The 18,561-nt window shown below is 63.5% G+C and carries 19 protein-coding genes; 10 read left to right on the top strand and 9 right to left on the bottom strand.

Annotated elements, in window-relative coordinates:
- Window positions 1-203: 203 nt before the first annotated feature.
- Window positions 204-1,022 (top strand): aldo/keto reductase, encoded by an 819-nt coding sequence (locus ACPPVR_RS32730; protein ID WP_426610649.1) that lies wholly within the window; start codon window positions 204-206, stop codon window positions 1,020-1,022.
- Between the two features lie 70 nt (window positions 1,023-1,092).
- Here the strand turns inward: ACPPVR_RS32730 and ACPPVR_RS32725 are convergent, their stop codons facing one another.
- Both ACPPVR_RS32725 and ACPPVR_RS32720 read right to left on the bottom strand, forming a co-directional pair.
- Window positions 1,093-1,314 (bottom strand): hypothetical protein, encoded by a 222-nt coding sequence (locus ACPPVR_RS32725; protein ID WP_426610648.1) that lies wholly within the window; start codon window positions 1,312-1,314, stop codon window positions 1,093-1,095.
- A gap of 95 nt (window positions 1,315-1,409) precedes the next feature.
- Window positions 1,410-1,862, bottom strand: a complete 453-nt coding sequence (locus ACPPVR_RS32720; protein ID WP_426610647.1) for a hypothetical protein — start codon at window positions 1,860-1,862, stop codon at window positions 1,410-1,412.
- Between the two features lie 158 nt (window positions 1,863-2,020).
- On the opposite strand from ACPPVR_RS32720, the gene ACPPVR_RS32715 reads away from it, so the two are divergent.
- A complete protein-coding gene (locus tag ACPPVR_RS32715; protein WP_426610646.1) occupies window positions 2,021-2,293 on the top strand; it encodes a helix-turn-helix domain-containing protein in 273 nt (90 codons plus the stop codon).
- Window positions 2,294-2,322: 29 nt separating this feature from the next.
- On the opposite strand, the gene ACPPVR_RS32710 is transcribed toward ACPPVR_RS32715, so the two are convergent.
- Window positions 2,323-2,967 (bottom strand): TetR/AcrR family transcriptional regulator, encoded by a 645-nt coding sequence (locus tag ACPPVR_RS32710; RefSeq protein WP_426610645.1) that lies wholly within the window; start codon window positions 2,965-2,967, stop codon window positions 2,323-2,325.
- Between the two features lie 106 nt (window positions 2,968-3,073).
- Here ACPPVR_RS32710 and ACPPVR_RS32705 point away from each other — a divergent pair, with 106 nt between their 5' ends.
- Window positions 3,074-3,739, top strand: a complete 666-nt coding sequence (locus ACPPVR_RS32705; protein ID WP_426610644.1) for a hypothetical protein — start codon at window positions 3,074-3,076, stop codon at window positions 3,737-3,739.
- Window positions 3,740-3,782: 43 nt separating this feature from the next.
- Here ACPPVR_RS32705 and ACPPVR_RS32700 read toward each other — a convergent pair whose 3' ends face one another.
- Both ACPPVR_RS32700 and ACPPVR_RS32695 read right to left on the bottom strand, forming a co-directional pair.
- Window positions 3,783-5,021: a PLP-dependent aminotransferase family protein gene (locus ACPPVR_RS32700; protein ID WP_426610643.1), complete on the bottom strand. Its 1,239-nt coding sequence runs from the start codon at window positions 5,019-5,021 to the stop codon at window positions 3,783-3,785.
- Window positions 5,022-5,295: 274 nt separating this feature from the next.
- On the bottom strand, window positions 5,296-5,823 hold the full coding sequence (locus tag ACPPVR_RS32695; RefSeq protein WP_426610642.1) for a DUF3124 domain-containing protein: 528 nt from the start codon (window positions 5,821-5,823) through the stop codon (window positions 5,296-5,298).
- Between the two features lie 67 nt (window positions 5,824-5,890).
- Between ACPPVR_RS32695 and ACPPVR_RS32690 the strand changes: the two genes are divergently transcribed.
- The 4 genes from ACPPVR_RS32690 (at window position 5,891) to ACPPVR_RS32675 (ending at window position 11,342) form a co-directional block, all read left to right on the top strand.
- Window positions 5,891-7,621, top strand: a complete 1,731-nt coding sequence (locus ACPPVR_RS32690; protein WP_426610641.1) for a cation:proton antiporter — start codon at window positions 5,891-5,893, stop codon at window positions 7,619-7,621.
- Between the two features lie 175 nt (window positions 7,622-7,796).
- Entirely contained in the window at window positions 7,797-8,873 is a 1,077-nt protein-coding gene (gene ribB / locus ACPPVR_RS32685; protein WP_426610640.1) for a 3,4-dihydroxy-2-butanone-4-phosphate synthase, read from the top strand.
- Window positions 8,874-9,012: 139 nt separating this feature from the next.
- Window positions 9,013-10,227, top strand: a complete 1,215-nt coding sequence (locus ACPPVR_RS32680; RefSeq protein ID WP_426610639.1) for an acyl-CoA dehydrogenase — start codon at window positions 9,013-9,015, stop codon at window positions 10,225-10,227.
- A 191-nt stretch (window positions 10,228-10,418) separates the two neighbouring features.
- Complete coding sequence (locus ACPPVR_RS32675; protein WP_426610638.1) at window positions 10,419-11,342, top strand: MBL fold metallo-hydrolase; 924 nt, start codon at window positions 10,419-10,421, stop codon at window positions 11,340-11,342.
- A gap of 7 nt (window positions 11,343-11,349) precedes the next feature.
- Here ACPPVR_RS32675 and ACPPVR_RS32670 read toward each other — a convergent pair whose 3' ends face one another.
- A complete protein-coding gene (locus ACPPVR_RS32670) occupies window positions 11,350-12,204 on the bottom strand; it encodes a DUF1499 domain-containing protein (protein WP_426610637.1) in 855 nt (284 codons plus the stop codon).
- 170 nt (window positions 12,205-12,374) lie between these two features.
- Entirely contained in the window at window positions 12,375-14,003 is a 1,629-nt protein-coding gene (locus ACPPVR_RS32665; RefSeq protein WP_426610636.1) for a fatty-acid--CoA ligase, read from the bottom strand.
- A 65-nt stretch (window positions 14,004-14,068) separates the two neighbouring features.
- On the opposite strand from ACPPVR_RS32665, the gene ACPPVR_RS32660 reads away from it, so the two are divergent.
- Window positions 14,069-15,124, top strand: a complete 1,056-nt coding sequence (locus ACPPVR_RS32660) for an extensin family protein (RefSeq protein WP_426610635.1) — start codon at window positions 14,069-14,071, stop codon at window positions 15,122-15,124.
- A 38-nt stretch (window positions 15,125-15,162) separates the two neighbouring features.
- Here the strand turns inward: ACPPVR_RS32660 and ACPPVR_RS32655 are convergent, their stop codons facing one another.
- The gene (locus ACPPVR_RS32655; protein ID WP_426610634.1) at window positions 15,163-15,849 is read right to left on the bottom strand and encodes a L,D-transpeptidase; all 687 of its coding nucleotides are present in this window, start codon (window positions 15,847-15,849) and stop codon (window positions 15,163-15,165) included.
- A 326-nt stretch (window positions 15,850-16,175) separates the two neighbouring features.
- On the opposite strand from ACPPVR_RS32655, the gene ACPPVR_RS32650 reads away from it, so the two are divergent.
- Together ACPPVR_RS32650 and ACPPVR_RS32645 are read left to right on the top strand one after the other, a co-directional pair.
- The gene (locus ACPPVR_RS32650; RefSeq protein WP_426610633.1) at window positions 16,176-17,153 is read left to right on the top strand and encodes a magnesium transporter CorA family protein; all 978 of its coding nucleotides are present in this window, start codon (window positions 16,176-16,178) and stop codon (window positions 17,151-17,153) included.
- A 206-nt stretch (window positions 17,154-17,359) separates the two neighbouring features.
- The gene (locus ACPPVR_RS32645) at window positions 17,360-17,593 is read left to right on the top strand and encodes a hypothetical protein (RefSeq protein ID WP_426610632.1); all 234 of its coding nucleotides are present in this window, start codon (window positions 17,360-17,362) and stop codon (window positions 17,591-17,593) included.
- Window positions 17,594-17,768: 175 nt separating this feature from the next.
- On the opposite strand, the gene ACPPVR_RS32640 is transcribed toward ACPPVR_RS32645, so the two are convergent.
- Window positions 17,769-18,521: an SDR family NAD(P)-dependent oxidoreductase gene (locus tag ACPPVR_RS32640; RefSeq protein ID WP_426610631.1), complete on the bottom strand. Its 753-nt coding sequence runs from the start codon at window positions 18,519-18,521 to the stop codon at window positions 17,769-17,771.
- Window positions 18,522-18,561: the final 40 nt, after the last annotated feature.

Here is an 18,561-nt window from a genome sequence, read left to right as displayed (position 1 = left end):
CTGCTCGGCATCAAGAACGTGGATGCCCGGGACGAGCCCGGGCATGACGGTGGGGAAGCACCTAACCCGATCTTGATTGGCCGCCACGCGCCCAGCACGCTATACTGGCCTCTCCCGCCACCTCTTTTCCATCACCGAAGAGCCTGCTCACGCGGCATCGCCGCGCGCATCCGGCGGGGTGAAATACCTCAGGAGCCTGTTCAATGGACAATTTGAAGACACAGGGCATCAGCATGCCCAAGCTCGGCCTCGGCACTTTCCGCATGCAGGGCGATGCCTGCCGCGCCGCGGTCGAGAGCGCGCTGTCGATCGGCTATCGCCATATCGACACCGCCGAGATGTACGCCAACGAGGAAGCCATCGGCGCCGCGCTCGCGGCCGCCGGTGTTCCGCGTGGCGAGCTGCATGTCACGACAAAGGTCTGGCACGAGAACCTCAGCCCCGACGCGATCCGCCGCGCCTTCGATACGAGCCTGAACAAGCTCAGGCTCGACCATGTCGACCTCTATCTTGTGCACTGGCCGTCGAAGTCGGCGAACTGGGGCGCGGTGTTCGAGACCTTGATGAAGCTGAAGGCGGAGGGGCGCACGCGGGCGATTGGCGTTGCCAATTTCACCACGGCGCTGCTCAAGACCGTGGTCGAGGACATCAAGGCGCCGATCGCCTGCAACCAGATCGAATATCACGCGATGCTCGATCAATCGAAGGTGCTGGCTTATCTCTCGGCCAAGTCGATCCCGCTGGTCGCCTATTGCCCGCTGGCGCAGGGCCGCGTCGCCACAGATCCGGTGCTGGGCGAGATCGGCGCCAAGCACAACGCGAGCGCCGCCCAAGTGGCGTTGAAATGGCTGCTCGACCAGGACGGCGTCGCCGCGATCCCGAAGGCGTCACGCCGAGAGAGCCAGCAGGCCAATCTGGACGCGCTGAAGATCGTGCTCGACGATGCCGACCGCAAGAAAATCGCGGCACTGCCCAAGGACAAGCGCTGCGTCAATCCCGGCTTCGCGCCGGCGTGGGACTAGTATCGTCGGCAGGCTTTGCCAACGCAAAGAAATGGCCCCGGGAGGGGCCATTTCCGTATTGCGTTGCGCATTAATCCCAGTGATGGCGATGACCGTGCTTGATCACCACGACACGGTCGTGATGGTGCCAGCGACGATGCCAGCCATTGTCGTGATGCTCGCGCATTTCGGCGCGAGCGCCGTAGGCGCCGTGATGACCGCCCTTGATCACCACCGTCTCGGCACTCGCCATCGTCGGTGCAACAATCGCAAGCGCGCCGAGAGCCGCAACCACATAACCAAGTTTCTTCATGATGTCCTCCTCCAACGTAATGCCAATGAGAACGGCGCATGCGTGCGAACGTTCCGGAGAAACTGCGGGAGAATTCTGAACATCTGTTCAGGCGACTAGTCGCAGCGTTGTTGCGGCGGGGTTGGCGCGCCGGTCTTGACGTATCTGCCGTCCTTGATTGTGTACTCGCCGCGCTCGCTGCGATTGTAGATCGCGCGCAGGCTGCCGTCCTTCACGAGCTGCAATCCGAACTCGCGGCTCTGATGCAGCGACGGGAAGAACACCATCAGATTGAGCAGGCCCTCCGCGTTGACCGCAGCGGACACCACCTCGCTCTCGTCCTTGGCCTCGCCGAAATTGCGCCGGTACATCACGCGGCCGTCCTTGCTGATCTCGTAGGTGAGCAGCGCGCCCTTGTCGCGGTCGGGCTGCAGCGAGCAATCCACGGCCCAGGAGCCGAGCAGGCCCCATTGCTCGACCGTCGCCGCAAGCGTCTCGGCACGCGCCTGGGGCGCAAACGCGATCCACAGCACCGCAGCCGTGATCCAGCGGCTCAAACAACGCGTCATGTTCTTGCAAGCCCAGCCTCGACGAATTCCAAAGTGTAGCATCCCCGTCGCGATCGTCCACGGCAGCCGCCAATCGCGCACGAATTTGATCCGCGTCAATGAAGCCGGCCGTTTGCCGGCTAAGATGGCGTTTCCGGAAGGCGAAATTGGATAGACCGATGCTGAACCAAGTGATGGATTTCGCGGGCGAGGTGCTGCCGGGAAGCTGTGCCGCGCCGCCTTATTCCGAAACCGCGTTCCTGGCCGAACTGGGCGAGCGCTTGAGGTCCTCGCGCATGCGCTGCAACCTGTCGCGCCGCGAGCTTGCCCGCAGGTCGGGGATTTCCGAGCGCTACATCGCGCAGATCGAGGCCGGCAAGGGCAATGTCTCGATCGTCCTGCTGCTGCGGCTGGCGTCCGCAATCCACAGCAGCCAGAAGCAGGCGGCGTGACATCTGTCGATCTGCGGGCCTGGACCGGACTAGCCAGACGCCTTGCCGCTGCGAGCCTTCTTCGCTTTTTGTGCGGTGGGGGCGGCTTCGATCAGTGCCTTCAGGAAAGTCAAAAGGATTCGCCCGGCGCGATGGTTGTCGCCGGCCGCCGGCGCCAGCGATAGCCCTCGGCTGAGCATGGCAAGTCCCGTCGCAATCTCTGATGGGTCTCCCGGCACCTGCTTGCCGAACAGCTCGAATAGCTGGGCAATCATCGTGCCCAGCGCGCGGCGATGTTTCCGGTTCATCTCGCTATAGACTTCGGCGAACGCAGGGCTGCGCAATGCGTGCAGCTGCAACTCGATCGCCAGCACGCCGAGATCAGGGTCCGAATTGACGGTCTCTGCCCATTTCTCGATGCCGGCCATGGCGCTCGCGGCTTCGCCGTTCGCACGTGTCAGCGCGGCTTCGATCCGCGCGCGCTCTTCCGATTGATGCTGCTGGATCAGTTCGAGCAGGATCGCTTCCTTGTCCGGAAAGTTCGAGTAGATCGCTCCGAGCGAAAAGCCCGCCGCCTCGGCAATGTCGCGGATCGAGGCGGTCGCGAAACCCTTCTTGACGATCTCGCGGCGAGCCGCCTCGATCAGAAGGCTCCGGGTACGTGCTTGACTCTCTTCACGATTTAGCTTCGGCACGACACCGCCATCCTTCCTTCAGATATCAATTGATTTTTGAATATCATATGATATCTGTAACGCATTGGCTGCTTACGAGAGGGCATATAGCATGGATAACCAAGGCTTGGACCGCACACTCGGGCTGCTCGCAACGCTTGCGGCCGCGACCGTCGCCGCAATGGTTGCCGGCATTCTCCTGACCCACAGTTCGCAGGACTTCTTCCAGAGCGCGCGGGCTGTGGACGACTATCGTGCTTTCCTCGGAGCGCCATCGGGAGCTGTGGGCTTGCGGATCAATCTCGGCCTCGACAACCTCTTCATGATTTTCTACGGCGCCTTCTTTGTCGTGCTGGCCGCGCGGCTGCGCGAGGTGCTGGACGCCCGTCTCGTCGGCGTCGCGCTCGCGGCCGCGATGCTGACGCTGCTGCTCGATTCGCTCGAAAATCATCACATCATGACGACGGTGCACGCGATCGAGGCGGGACTCCCGGTCTCTGCCGGCGACGGCGAGTTCCAGATGGCCGCGTCGCAGATCAAGTTTCACGCGAGCTATCTCGCGACCTTTCTGTTCTCCCTGGGCTTTCTTCGCCTCGGCGGGGTGGGGCGCCTCATCGCAATCGTGCTGTGGTGCTACATTCCCTGCGGCGTCCTGATCTCCGTTCTGCCGCCGGATTCAGCAAAGCTCTTGGTGCTGGGACGGACCATCTTCTTCGTCTTCGCTTTCGTGCTCTCCGCAATCCTGTTCTTTTCGCTGGCGCGAACAGAACGGTCGGTGACGGTCGCGCGCTAGGAGAGGAGACATGCGAATCGCAGCGACGGCGTGGGCAGGCTGCCTACTGAGCCCGCGCCTTCTCTATGTTGGCGCTGCGGGCCGGCACGCCGAACTCCTTGCGGCAGACCTCGGCCAGCACGGCGACGCCCTCGCGGATCTGCTGATGTGAAGGGCTCGCAAAGCACAGCCGCAGGCGCGAGCCGGAGTGGCCCTTGTTGGTCGACCATTCTGGCCCCGGATTGATCGAGACGCCCGCCGCGAGCGCAGCCTGATAGAGCTTGAGCGTATCGACCTGGTCGGGCAGCTTGACCCACAGGAAGATGCCGCCCTTGGGCTCTTCGAACTCCGCGGTGGTCCCGAACTGCTCGTTCAAGGCTTCCATCAGCGTGTCGAGCTTGGTGCGCAGTGCCTTGGTCAGCGCCGGCACGTGGCTTGCGAAGTGCGGCCGACAATAGGTGGCGAGCACCATCTGCTCCAGCGCACCGGAGCCGGCGTCCGTCTTCAGCGCCAGCATCCGCGACATCACATCCCAAGGCGCCACGATGAAGCCGACGCGCAGCGCCGGCGCGATCGACTTCGAGAACGATCCGATATGGATCACGCCGCCGTTCGGGCTCATCGCGTGGATCGCGGGTGGCCGCTGTCCCGACCAGACCAAATCGGCATAGCAATCGTCCTCGAAGATCGGCACGCCGTATTCGGCCGACAACCGCAGCAGCTCCGCGCGGCGGCTCTCCGGCATGATGCTGCCAGTCGGATTCTGCACGGTCGGAATGGTGTAGATGTATTTCGGCCGGATGCCGCGGCTTTTCAGATCCGCCAGCGTCGAGGCCAGCACATCCATGCGCATGCCATCCTTGTCGAGGGGGATGCCAACCACGTTGACGCCGAGGCGTGCCAGGCGGGTCAACGAGCCCTGATAGCTCTCCTGCTCGAAAATCACGGTGTCGCCGCGCGTGAGCAGCGTATGGTTGACGAGGTCGAGCGCCTGCAACGAGCCGGAGACGATCATGATGTCGTCGACGGTACAGTTCATGCCGGCATCGCGCTTCAACTTGGTGACGAGGAATTCGCGCAAGGGCAAATAGCCTTGCGGGCCGTGCGCCAGCCCGTAAGTGGCGAGCGACCGTCCCTCGCGTCGCAGGGCCTGATTGGCGGCCTCGACCAACTCGTCGAGCGGCAACTGCTCGCTGTCGTTATTGCCGCCGACGAAGCTGTATTTGGCGAGGCCAGTCCAGCGCGCAGAAGGGGCCGGCAGCCCTGCGGGAAACAGGGGCGCGAAATCGAAGCTGGACGTCATGGGAGCGTTCCTCGTTGTTTTTATTGAGCGGTCGACCTGGTGCCGACCGGGCGCCGCGATTTCGATGATGTCATCATGCCAGTGTTTTGCCCGACGCGTCAAACAAAATTCGTAAAATCCGCATCTGTGTTACGCGGACCAATAAGCCGTTGATTTTGCAGATCCGGGCTACTGTGCATGGGGTTGTTTTCGGGTTTTCGATCTGCGGTCGCGACAGCGCTCGCTCGAAGCCGCGGCCGATAGACGTCCTCAATGCGGGACGCTTGGACCTGCTTTACTTCTTGCCAACCGTCCGGGTCGGACGTCCCTGGCTCATGAAAGAGTAATGCGCATTGGCGACGCCGCCAACCATCAAGGCTTCGACCACCGGCTCCGTGATCTCGCCTGTGGCGGCCCAGTCGACGATGAAGTTGGCTCCGGTCCCGCCGCGCACATCGTCGGTCGGAATGAAGATCGAGACGGTGGCGAGCGGCTTGAGCGCGACAGGCGCCTTCAGATAGCTCTCGACCTGCTTGCCCGCGGTGTCGAAATAGGCGATGCGCTTGATCACCAGCGGCTGCGTCTCGGAGGCGTTGTGGACGCTCAGCGTCACCGAAAAATCGACGCGCAGCTTGCCCTGGCTCATCGCGACACTGGAATAGGCCGGGACGTAGAAGCCGCCGGAAACGCCGAGTTCCTCCTTCGGCATCGCCGTGAGCGAATCCGCAAAATTTTGCTCGATATTGACCTTGGGCTGCGCGAGCGCGGGCAGGGCAGAGGCGAGCGGGCATAGCAGCATTGCAAGTGCGAGCGCCGTCAGCATGTGACGAATTGCTCGCTTGCCGCACTGCGCTCGGTCTCTAGGGTGCGACGAAACGGACCCATCTGGCATGCACGAGCTCATTCGCGACATCACTCTCTGTATTCTGTTTGCCTGGATGCTGGGCCTGCTCGCCCATTTCTCCCGGCAACCGCTGATCCTGGCCTATCTTATCGCCGGCTTCTGCATAGGTCCATTCGGCGCCGGCTGGGTCAAGTCGCAGGAATCGATCGGTGTGATCTCCGAGCTCGGCCTGATCTTCATGCTGTTCATGATCGGGCTCGAGATCGACCTGAAGAAGATTGTGCGGGCAGGCAAGGTGATCCTGTTCGCGGCCGGCGGCCAGCTCCTCGGCGGTTGCCTGCTCGGCATCCTGTTCTTTGCAGGCATTGGGCTGTCGCTCGGAGGCGGCCATTTCGATGCGCTCTATCTCTGTATTGCCTGCGCGCTCTCCAGCACCGTAATCATCGTCAAGGTGCTCTACGAGAAGCGCGAGCTCGATACGCTGCCCGGCCGCGTCACACTCGGCGTGCTGGTGCTCCAGGACATCTTCGCCATCCTGTTCCTGGCGGTGCAGCCAAGCCTTGCCAATCTGCAAGTGAGCGTCATCCTGCTGTCGATCGGCCGCGTCGCGGTGCTGGTCGCGGCCGCGCTGCTGGTCAGCCGCTACGTGCTGCCGCGACTGTTCCACCAGATCGCGCGGCGTCCCGAACTGATCCTGCTCGGCGCGCTGGCCTGGTGCTTTCTCGTGGCCGAGACCGCCGAGCAGCTCTCGCTGTCGCGCGAGATGGGGGCGCTGATCGCCGGCGTCTCGCTCTCGACCTTCCCCTATGCGCTCGACGTCACCGCCAAGGTCACGACGCTGCGCGACTTCTTCATCACGTTGTTTTTCGTCGCGCTCGGCATGACCATTCCCGTCCCTGGTCTTTCCGTGATCGGGCTCGCGCTGATGATCGCGGCGTTCACGGTGGTAAGCCGCCTCGTCACGACCTTCACGCCGCTCTATCTGATGAAGCAGGGCCTGCGTGCGAGCCTGTTGCCGGCTATCAACCTCGCGCAGATTTCCGAATTCTCGCTGGTGGTGATCCAGACCGGCGTCAGCGACAATCACATCGCAGCCGAGACGGCGAATGCGGCCTCCTTCGCCTTCGTGGTGCTGGCCGTGCTCTCGACCTTCGTGATGACGCGCAGCGACGAGATCACCCGCTGGGCCATAGGCCCCCTGAAGCGGATCGGCCTGCGCGACCTCGATCATGGCCACGGCCATGCCGAGGAGGGGGACGAGGGCGGCCATGGCGAGGCCCGCCGCATCGTCATCCTCGGCTTTTTTCGTGCGGCGAGCGCGCTGCTCGCCGAGATCGAGCGGCAGAACCCGCTGCTGCTGGAGCAGATCACGGTGGTCGATTTCAACCCCAATGTGTATCAGACCCTGCTTTCGCGCGGCCTGCACGTGATCTATGGCGACATCAGCAATGTCGACACGCTGCTCCATGCCGGGATCGGTAAGTCCGAGATGATCATCCTCAGCGTGCCGGATGCGCTGTTGAAGGGCGCCAGCAACGAGAAGCTGGTCCGCCACGTGCGAAATCTCAACCCGAACGCCCTGATCGTGGCGACCGCCGATCTGTTGTCCGACGTCGGCGAGCTCTACGAGGCCGGCGCCAGCTATGTCACCGTGACCCGGCTCAGCGACGCCCATGAGCTGTTTACGGTGATCGAAGCCGCCCAGGCCGGCCTGCTGGAGGACAAGCGCGCCGAGCTCGACGTGCGGCTGAGCGAGCGGCGCGAAGTGCTGCCCTGACGGCCGCCTTCCGCCCGGGACACCCGCGCCTATATCTTGGTATCTTCGGTGCAAGCTTCCTTGAGAGGCCTGTGTCGGGACATATGCGGTTGCGTCCAGGACACTAGCGCTTGGGCCCAAGTCCAGCTAAGGCGTCCGGCTAAGCCTCCGGCCCATAACCGATAGAGATTGGGAAATGCCCGATACCGTTCAGGAAGTTTTGCAGGCCTTTGCCCGGGGCGAGCTCGTCGTCGTGACCGATGACGAGGATCGCGAGGGCGAGGGCGATTTGATCGTCGCCGCCTCGTTCTGCACAGCGGAAAAGATGGCCTTCATCATCCGCCATACCTCCGGCATCGTCTGCGCGCCGATCACCACCGAGGACGCGCGCCGGCTGCGACTCGACCCGATGGTCGCCCACAACGATTCCGCGCACACCACCGCGTTCACGGTGTCGATCGACTACAAGCCTGACGGCGGCACCGGCATCTCGGCCGAGGAGCGCGCCTCGTGCTGCCGCGCGCTGTCCAATCCCAATGCCGGCGCCAACGATTTCGCCCGTCCCGGCCACATCTTCCCGTTGATCGCCAAGGACGGCGGCGTGCTGCTGCGCTCCGGTCACACCGAGGCTGCGGTCGACCTCTGCAAGCTCTCTGGCCTGCCGCCGGTCGGCGTCATCAGCGAATTGATGAACGACGATGGCAGCGTGATGAAGGGCGAGCAGGTTGCCCGCTTCGCTGCCGAGCACAAGCTGAAGCATGTCACCATTGCGGACATGATCGCCTATCGCCAGGCGCGCGAAAAGCTGATCGAGCGGGTCTCGACCTTCGTCACCGAAAGCCCGATCGGACCGCTGCAGGGCTATGCCTACCGCTCGCCGTTCGATTCCATTGCCCACGTCGCCTTCGTCTACAACGGCGTCGGCGACGGCAAGAACGTGCTGACGCGCTTCCACAAGCCGAACATCGTCAAGGACACCTTCACCGGCCACAAGCGCATGGCGGCCGTGCTCGAGCATTTCAAGAAGTCCGGCCGCGGCGTGCTGGTTTACTTGCGCGACGGCGCGGCCGGTGTCCCCGTGGCACCGCTGGCGGATGAGACGTCGACGGAGGCCGACCGCAACCGCCAGTGGCGCGAGGTCGGCGTCGGTGCGCAGATATTGCGCGATCTCGGCGTCAGCTCGATCCGCCATCTCACCTCGTCGGTGCACGACTACAAGGGTCTGTCGGGCTTCGGCATCGAGATCGTCGCTAACGAGCAGCTTGAAAGCTAGCGCTGTCATCCCGGGGCGTGCGAAGCGCGTCCCCGGGATTCACGCAGACCCATACATCTGCAACGCAATTGCACTTGTTGCCGCGGCGCTTTAGTTTGTCGGGCAATTCTTGACGGAACCAGACGTGAAAGGACGTTTCATGAGCGTGCGCCCTCAGGCCAAGGACAAGCCGGCTTCGGCTTCTTTCCAGTGGGACGATCCGTTCCTGCTCGACGAGCAGCTCACCGAAGACGAACGCATGGTGCGCGACACCGCCCGCGCCTACGCCCAGGACAAGTTGCTGCCGCGCATCGCCAAGGCCTATCTCGAAGAGAAGACCGACCGCGAGATCTTCAACGAGATGGGCGAGCTCGGCCTGATCGGCATCACGCTGCCGGAGGAATATGGCTGCGCCAATGCGGGCTACGTCGCCTATGGCCTCGTTGCGCGCGAGATCGAGCGGGTCGATTCCGGCTACCGCTCGATGAACTCGGTGCAGTCCTCGCTGGTGATGTATCCGATCTACGCCTATGGCGATGAGAACCAGCGCAAGAAATACCTGCCGAAGCTCGCCAGCGGCGAGTGGGTCGGCTGCTTCGGCCTGACTGAGCCCGACGCCGGCTCCGATCCGGCCGGGATGAAGACCCGCGCCGAGAAGGTGTCGGACGGTTATCGCCTGACCGGCAGCAAGATGTGGATCTCGAACGCGCCGATCGCCGACGTGTTCGTGGTCTGGGCCAAATCGGCCGCGCACGACAACCAGATCCGCGGCTTCGTGCTGGAGAAGGGCATGAAGGGCCTGTCCGCGCCGAAGATCGGCGGCAAGCTGTCGCTTCGCGCCTCGATCACCGGCGAAGTCGTGATGGACGGCGTCGTGGTTCCGGAAGACGCGCTGCTTCCCAACGTCTCCGGCCTCAAGGGCCCGTTCGGCTGCCTCAACCGCGCCCGCTATGGCATTTCCTGGGGCGCGCTCGGCGCCGCCGAAGACTGCATGCACCGCGCCCGCCAGTACACGCTCGACCGCAAGCAGTTCGGTAAGCCGCTGGCCGCGACCCAGCTGGTGCAGAAGAAGCTCGCCGACATGCAGACCGAGATCGCGCTGGGCCTCCAGGCCTCATTGCGCGTCGGCCGCCTGATGGATGAGGGCAAGTTCGCGCCCGAGATGATCTCGATCGTCAAGCGCAACAATTGCGGCAAGGCGCTCGACATCGCCCGCGTCGCGCGCGACATGCACGGCGGCAACGGCATCTCGATCGAGTACCACGTGATGCGTCACGTCCATAACCTCGAGACGGTCAACACCTACGAGGGCACCCACGACGTCCATGCCCTGATCCTGGGACGTGCGATCACGGGCATCCAGGCGTTCTTTTAGTCGCCGCGGAATTCCGTAGCGGTTGTTTGGCTCGACTGTCGTCGTCCGCTCCTGTGCGCATTTGCGCACAGGAGCGGACGATCCAGTATCCCAGAGACCTCGTCTTCGCCTCAGACGCTGCGGCGTACTGGATACCCCGCCTTCGCGGGGTATGACGGCGGAGGGTGGGGCAGCAGCATGCAGGAAGTGCTATGTCCGACAACGACGACATCCCGTTCAACCGCAACTTTCCGCTCAAGCCTGGAATCGTCGAGGAAGTCCGCCCCGGCGTGCGGCGTGTGCTCTGTAACAATCCGAGCCCTTTCACCTTCACCGGCACGGTCAGCTACATCGTCGGCCGGGGCAAGGTCGCGCTGATCGATCCCGGCCCGGATGACGAGGCGCATGCGGCAGCGCTGCTGGATGCCGTGCGTGGCGAGACCGTGACGCACATCCTCGTTACCCACACCCACCGCGACCATTCGCCGAACACCGCGCGGCTCAAGCAAGCCACCGGCGCAACCGTCTATGCCGAGGGCCCGCATCGTGCCTCGCGCCCGCGCTTCGAGAGCGAGAAGCACAACCCGGAATCCGGCTCCGATCGCGATTTCATCCCCGACGTCAGGATCGCTCACGGCGACGTCGTCGAAGGCGCCGGCTGGCGTCTGGAAGCTGTGGCTACGCCGGGCCATACCGCCAACCATCTCGCGTTCGCCTGGCCCGAGCGAAAGTTCAACTTCGTCGGTGATCACGTCATGGGCTGGTCGACCTCGATCGTGGCGCCGCCCGATGGCTCGATGATCGATTATATGGAATCGCTCGACCGGTTGGCTGCACGCGAGGAGGATCTGTATTTCTCCGGCCACGGCCCCGAGATCCCGGACGGCCCGCGCTTCGTGCGCTTCCTGATCCGGCACCGCAAGGCACGAGAGGCGTCGATACTGCACCGCCTCGCCAAGGGCGAGGCCGATATCCCGACCATGGTGCGCGCGATCTATATCGGCATCGATCCGCGGCTGACGACGGCCGCCGGCTATTCCGTACTGGCGCATCTGGAAGATCTGGTCGCGCGCGGCGTGGTGGCGACGGATGGCGATCCCGTGATCGGCGGGACGTACCGGATGGCGGCCGGCTAGCCTTCGGTCACTTCTTCACCGTCTTCGCCGGCGCCTTGGGCGGCGCCACCGGCGTCTTCTTCACCGGCTTGAGCGCGTCGGCGTCCGCAGCGGTGTTGAGATCGTCGATGAATTTGGTCACACGTGCAGCGTTGCTGCCGAGATCGCTGTCGAAATAGCGCGAAGCGGAGCGGATATCGACGCGGGAATCGTCGCCGTCAGGCACGACCCGGATCGAAATGTCCTCGCGAAAGCCCATGATCGGCGTGCGCGCCACTGCCTCGATGCGGCCGATCCGGCGCGGCGGCTGCGGCGCGCGCTCGTCGATGACGAGCCATTTGCGCTTGTTGACCAGCTGGAGCGCGATCGCATAAGCGCGGTCGACGGGAATTTCGAGCTCGATCGGTTCGATGTCGGGATAGAACTGGCGCTGCTGCTCGGCCGAATAGAGGCCGGCATAGACTGCGCTGTTGGCGCCGTCGCCGGTGCGCAGGCGCGCTAAGGCGTCGAAGCGCGGCGGGTCGATCGGATCGGTGGTGATGTCGTGGATCGCCGGCAGCTTGCGGTATTGCAGGCCGAGATAGGCCGGATAAGCGAGGATCACCCCGGCAATCAGGAAAGCGAGCAGGATGCGCGCCATGCCGCGCGAGCCATTCTGCCAGATCGCGGCAAAGCCGGCGAGGCCGAACAGGATCGAGAGCGCAGCGATCGCGAGCCCGCCGAAGAAGGTCGCGAGTGCAGGCTTCATCTCCAGGAAGCCAAAGCGGACGATGATGATCGACACCGCCACCGCGACCACCGCAAACACGGCCAGATTGCGCGCCCAGCTCGCGAGGCTGGACACGGGCTCCGACTGATAGGGAGCGGAAAACCTGCGGGCCATCGGGTGAGCTCTGCCGGGGTTTTGGGGCGTCGCCGCGCGAAACGGCGGAATTGCCGAATGAGCCGTTGAGACCACGGCCCGGCAGCAAATTCAAGGGATTCCGGGTTGTTACGGCTCGTCATTCCGGGGTCGCCCTGCGGGCGCCCCCGAACGACGTTGGAGGCCGTCGCTTACGCCGCGGCGTTCGGGAAGCGGTACTCCTTGAACTGGTCGCGCAGTGCGGTCTTCAGGATCTTGCCGGTGGCGGTATGCGGGATGCCGTCGACGAAGGCGACGTCGTCGGGCATCCACCATTTGGCGATCTTGCCATCCATGTATTTGAGGATGTCGTCGCGGGTGGCCTGCTGGCCCTGCTTGAGCTGCACGATCAAAAGCGGCCGCTCGTCCCATTTGGGATGGAAGATGCCGATCACGGCAGCTTCCGCCACGGCTGGGTGGCCGACCGCGAGGTTTTCGAGGTCGATCGAGGAGATCCACTCGCCGCCGGACTTGATCACGTCCTTGGAACGGTCGGTGATCCGCATATAGCCGGCCTCGTCGATGGTCGCGACGTCGCCGGTGTCGAAGAAGCCCTCCTCGTCGAGGATGTTGGCGTCGAGGCGGAAATAGGCCTTGGCGACCGCAGGCCCGGAGACTTTCAGGCGGCCAAAGGTCTTGCCGTCCCAGGGCAGCTCCTTGCCGGCATCATCGGTAATCTTCATCTCGACAGCGAACGGCGCATAGCCCTGCATCTGGAGCACGTCGAGCCGCGCCTCTCCGGTCGCATTCTGGAACGGGGGCTTCAACGCGGCGACGCTGCCGATCGGGCTCATCTCCGTCATGCCCCAGGCGTGGCGGACGTTCGCACCCATGTCGAGGAAGGCCTTGATCATCGAGCGCGGCATCGCCGAGCCGCCGCAGATCACCATCTTCAGGTCAGGCAGCTTCAGATTGTTGGCACCCATGTGCTGGAGCAGCATCAGCCACACCGTGGGCACGCCGGCGGTGTGCGTCACGTTCTCGGTCGCGAGCAGTTCATAGACCGAGGCGCCGTCGAGCTTGGGGCCGGGCATCACCAGCTTGGTGCCCTGCGAGGGCGCAGAGAAGGCGATGCCCCAGCTGTTGGCATGGAACAACGGAACCACCGGCAGCATCGTCTCGGAGGCGCTGGTGCCGAGCGCGTCGACATTGTTGGCCATCAACGCGTGCAGCACGTTGGAGCGATGCGAGTACAGCACGCCCTTGGGATCGCCCGTCGTGCCGGAGGTGTAGCACATCGCGGCCGCCGTGTTCTCGTCAAAGTCCTTCCATTTGAACTTGCCGTCGGCCTCCGCGATCCAGTCCTCGTAGGCCACGACGTTCTTCAACGTGGTCTGCGGCATATGCGCCTTGTCGGTCAGGATAACGTAGCGCTCGACGCTCGGCAGCTTGTCGGCGAGCTTCTCGACGACCGGCACGAAGGTGAGGTCGACCATCACAATGCGATCCTGCGCATGGTTGATGATCCAGGCGATCTGCTCGGGGAAAAGGCGGGGATTGACGGTATGGCAGATGGCGCCGATGCCCATGATGCCGTACCAGACTTCGAGATGGCGCCAGGTGTTCCAGGCGATGGTGGCGACGCGGTCGCCGAGCTTGATGCCGTCGCGCTCCAGCATCTGCGAGACCTTGAGCGCACGTTGGTGGATTTCGGCATAGCTGGTGCGATGGATCGGCCCCTCGACCGAGCGCGTTACGACCTCCTGCTTGCCATGAATCTTCGCGGCGTGTTCGATGATCTTGTGGCAGAGCAGGGGCCAGTCTTGCATCAAACCAAGCATTCCGTCGTTCCTCCGAGAATTCGCTGGGCGTGTTATCGCTCTCAGCGTTGGGCCAAAGAATTGTCATGAGTTTTAGCCTGCCGGACTTTCGCCGCAAATGGTCTTGTCGCGGCTATATGTCCATCGGCGCGGCAATGGTTACCGCTGGGATCGGCCTATCGCTTGCGCTGCCTGAGCCGGCGGCCGCGCGAAATTATGCTGCGCCGCTCGATATCTTTGGCCTTGGTACACCACGGGCGCGCGGGACAGCTCATTCCGCGAGGATTCCCTTGCCCAGGCCGCGGCCGGACGAGGCCCCCAAAGCGTCCGACAAGGCCGCGCCGGAGGCTCCGGCCGCCGAGGCCAAGGCCCCCGCAGAAAAGCCTGCCGAGGCCGCACCGCCGCCCGAGAAGCAGGCCTCGGCCTGCCGGGTGGCGCTGACCGAGGAGATCGCGATCGCGCCCTCAGTTCCGGACATCCGCGGCCCCGGCGGGTGCGGCGGCGAGGATCTGGTGCGGCTGGAGGCGATCGTGCTGCCGGACAAGCGCAAGGTCGCGGTCAAGCCAGCGGCGGTCCTCCGCTGCACCATGGCGACTGCGATTGCGGATTGGGTGCGCTCGGACATGGTGCCGCTCGCCGCAAGCCTCGGCTCGACCATCTCTGATCTCGACAATTTTGATAGCTTCGAATGCCGCGGCCGCAATCGGATCGTCGGCGCGATGCTGTCCGAGCATGGCAAGGCCAACGCGCTCGATGTCCGCGCCATCAAGCTCGCCAATGGGCAGTCGATCGGCCTGACCGACCGCACCATGTCGCGCGACGTGCGCGAGCGCGTGCTGCATTCGGTCTGCTCGCGCTTTTCCACAGTGCTCGGCCCGGGCTCGGACTGGTACCACGAGGACCATATCCATCTCGACCTGGCGCAGCGGCGCAACGATTACCGGATCTGCCAATGGAATGTCTGGGATCCCCTGCCGCACGTCGCGCCACTGCTTCCGGCAGAGCGCCCCGAGGAAGCGCCGCCGCGCGAGGTCGCGGCCAAATCCGAGAGCAAGGATGGAGCCGACGATCCGGACACCGCAAAACCTGCCGCGCCCGCCGATTCCAGCAAGAGCAAGCCCGCAACAAAAAAGCGCCGGTGAAACCGGCGCTTTTGAAGGTCCGTGAGATCAGGCGGCGATCAGTAGCTGCCGGCCTGTCCCGTGCCGCCGCCCTGGAGCGCGAGGCGCGAATTGTAGGGCGAGTCGCCGTGCTTCGGCTCGAGCACCACGACGATGGTGCCGACCTTGACCCGGCTGTAGAGATCGATCGCGTCCTCGTTGGTCAGACGGATACAGCCCGAGGAGATCGAGGCGCCGATATATTCAGGCTGGTTGGTGCCGTGGATGCGGAACAGGGTGTCCTTGCCACCCGAGTAGAGGTACATCGCGCGTGAGCCCATCGGATTGTCGGGGCCGGGAGCGACAAAGGTCGGCACGCCAAGGCGCGAAATCTCGCCGGGCGTCGGGTGCCAGGCCGGCCATTCAGTCATGCTGCCGACCTTGGCGATGCCGGACCAAGCCATGGCCTCCTCGCCGACGGTGATGCCGTAGCGGATCGCCTTGCCGCCATCCATCACGTAATAGAGGTAGTGGTTGTCGGAATCGACGACGATCGAACCCGGCGATTCCTTGCGGTGGTAGTCGACGATGGCGCGGCGGAAGGGCTCAGCGACCGGGGTGTTCTCATACCGGATCTTGGCGAGCAGTTCCTTGTCCTTCGGCTTGAAATTCTGCGTGTTGGTTGCCTCGAAGTGCGTGGACTGCATGCAGCCCGACAGCATGAAGCCGGCGGCCAAAAGACCAAGCGTAACTTTCAGCAACGACATGATTTGGTTCCAATCGAAAACAACAAGCTGTCGCGGGGCTTGATCCACGCTCAATTCCACGACTCCGTAGCCCTTATTATCGTTGAAATCCGCCACAATTCCAGCCTTTCAGAGCTTGTCCCGCGCTGCGAGATCCAACCTGTGGCTTTTTTGCCGCAAGTTTTGCGACCTTGCGCTGATTTTGGGGCTAAGGATGTCGAACTGTCGATTCCGTGCCACGGTGCAGCCACAAATGGGAACGCTCCGTTAATGTAGTTGTCATCGTGAACTTGTCGGAATCGCGCTAAGGGGCGTCAGCCTGTCGCGGGCCCTTGCTGGAGTTGTGCATGTTTTCTGTGTTTGTTCCCTCCGACTCCTCCCTGAAGAAGGCTGTTGTCAACGATCTCGCTGCGGTGCCGGAGCACGCGGTCTGGATTGATCTGTTCAACCCGACCGCGGCCGAGGACAAGGCCGTGGAGCGGCTTTCGGGGATCGCGATCCCGACCCGGGAGGACATGCAGGAGATCGAGATCTCCAGCCGCCTCTATATCGAGAACAGCGCCCGCTACATGACCGCGACGCTCATGTGCCACTCCGACACCGACATGCCCCGGACCACGGCGGTCACCTTCATTCTCGGCGACCACCGTCTGGTCACGGTGCGCTACGACCAGCCCAAGCCATTCGCCCTGGTCGAGGGCAAGCTCGCCCGCACTTGTACGCCCGGAATCACCGGCGAAATGGTGCTGATGGAACTCCTGGACGCGGTGATCGACCGCTGCGCCGACATTCTGGAGCGCTGCGGCGCCGAGATCGACCAGGTCTCGCATGACATCTTCGAGCCGGAGAGCGAGCGTCACGGCCACGCCAAGCAATATTCGCAGATCCTGATCTCGATCGGCCGCAAGGGCGATCTAACCTCCAAGGTTCGCGAGAGCCTGGTGTCGATCGGCCGCGTCGTGGCCTTCCTGTCGGCGGTGGTGGAGGGCGTGAAATGGTCGAAGGACATGCGCGAGCAGCTCAAGACCATGCAGCGCGACATCGTCTCGCTGACCGACCACGCCTCCTATCTGTCCAGCAAGATCACCTTCGTGCTCGACGCCATGCTCGGCGTCGTCAATCTCGAGCAGAACAACATCATCAAGCTGTTTTCGGTCATGGCTGTTGTCCTGATGCCGCCGACGTTGATCGCCTCGATCTACGGCATGAACTTCAAGGCGATGCCGGAGCTCGAATGGACGCACGGCTATCCGTTTGCGCTGGTGCTGATGCTGTGCGCGGCGATCGTTCCGTACTGGATCTTCAAGTGGAAGAAGTGGCTGTGATCTCGTCGCGCTCTCGGCAAATAGTGACCGAGACCTTACGCCGGTCGCAAAGACACAGCCGTTGGTGTCGCAGAATAGAGCGGGATTGAGGCTGCGCTGTGATACGTGATCTCCGCCCCAATTCCTCCGGTAAAATTTGAGCGGTGGGCTGAACGTTTACGCGAAGCTTGTCTGCGATAAGCAGCGTCTAGCCGCGAGGAAAAGCCATGGTTGAGAAACACATAACGACGCCCCGCAACGTCATCGATCTGGCGAGCTATCGTCAGGTCGTGACGAGCGGCAAGGCGCCGTCGTTGTCGGCACGCATGTGCCGGCACTGTGGTGCTCCGCTGCTCGACGGCGAGAACGACGACGACTGCTCGACTGCAATCAACGCTGCCGCTCCAAATGCTGCAGCGTCAAGGCTGCGCGAGACGTCGCGTCGCTATCGCGCCGATTGAGGAACGGAAGGGTCAAGGCGATCCAGGTCTTGCGGCGGCTTTGTCTGGATCGCCTTGCTTCCCAGGTGCCATTTTCAATTCCGTCATTGCGAGGAGCAAAGCGACGAAGCAATCCAGACTGTCTCCGCGGAGGCGGTCTGGATTGCTTCGCTTCGCTCGCAATGACGATGAGAGCCTACACGTGCTGGCCGCCGTTGATGTGGATCTCGGCGCCGTTGACGTAAGAACTGGTGTCCGTGCACAGCACGTAGATGATCTTGGCGACCTCGTCGGGCGTGCCGAGGCGGTGCAGCGGGATCTGCTGGTCGACGATCTTCTCGGTGCCCGGTGACAGGATCGAGGTGTCGATCTCGCCCGGCGCGATCGCGTTGACGCGGACGCCGACGCGGCCGAAGTCCGAGGCCATCTCGCGCGTCAGGGATGCGAGCGCAGCTTTCGAGGTGGCGTAGGCGGCGCCCGCAAAGGGATGCACGCGCGAGCCCGCGATCGAGGTGACGTTCACCACCGAGCCCTTCGCAGCCTTCAATTCCTCGATCAGCCCGCGCGCGATCATGATCGGCGCGAAGAAGTTGACGTGAAACACATGGGTCCAGGTGTCGAGGTCAGTGTCGACCGAGCCGAGCCTGGAGCCGCCCGGTCCCTTCGGCGAGATCGCGGCATTGTTGACCAGCGCGTGCAGCATGCCGCCTTCGAGGCGGTTGCGGATGTCGTTGATCGCGCGCGCGGTGTCGGTGGGATTGCTGAGGTCGACCTGGATGTGGTCCTCAGGACCCGCATCCCACGGACAATCCTCCGGGAACGGATGCCGCGAGCAGGTGATGACGCGCCAGCCGGCCGATGAGAAACGGATCACGGTGGCATGGCCGATGCCGCGGCTGGCTCCGGTCAGGAGCAGCGTACGGCGCGGCGCATTGGAGGACTGCGGCATGAAGGTCTTTCAGGTTAGAGCGTGATCCGGACCCGGAGGG

Origin of the sequence: Bradyrhizobium sp. McL0616 (assembly GCF_049993385.1) — a bacterium.
Classification (GTDB): Bacteria; Pseudomonadota; Alphaproteobacteria; order Rhizobiales; family Xanthobacteraceae; genus Bradyrhizobium.
This window is presented reverse-complemented; position numbering and strand designations above follow the sequence as displayed.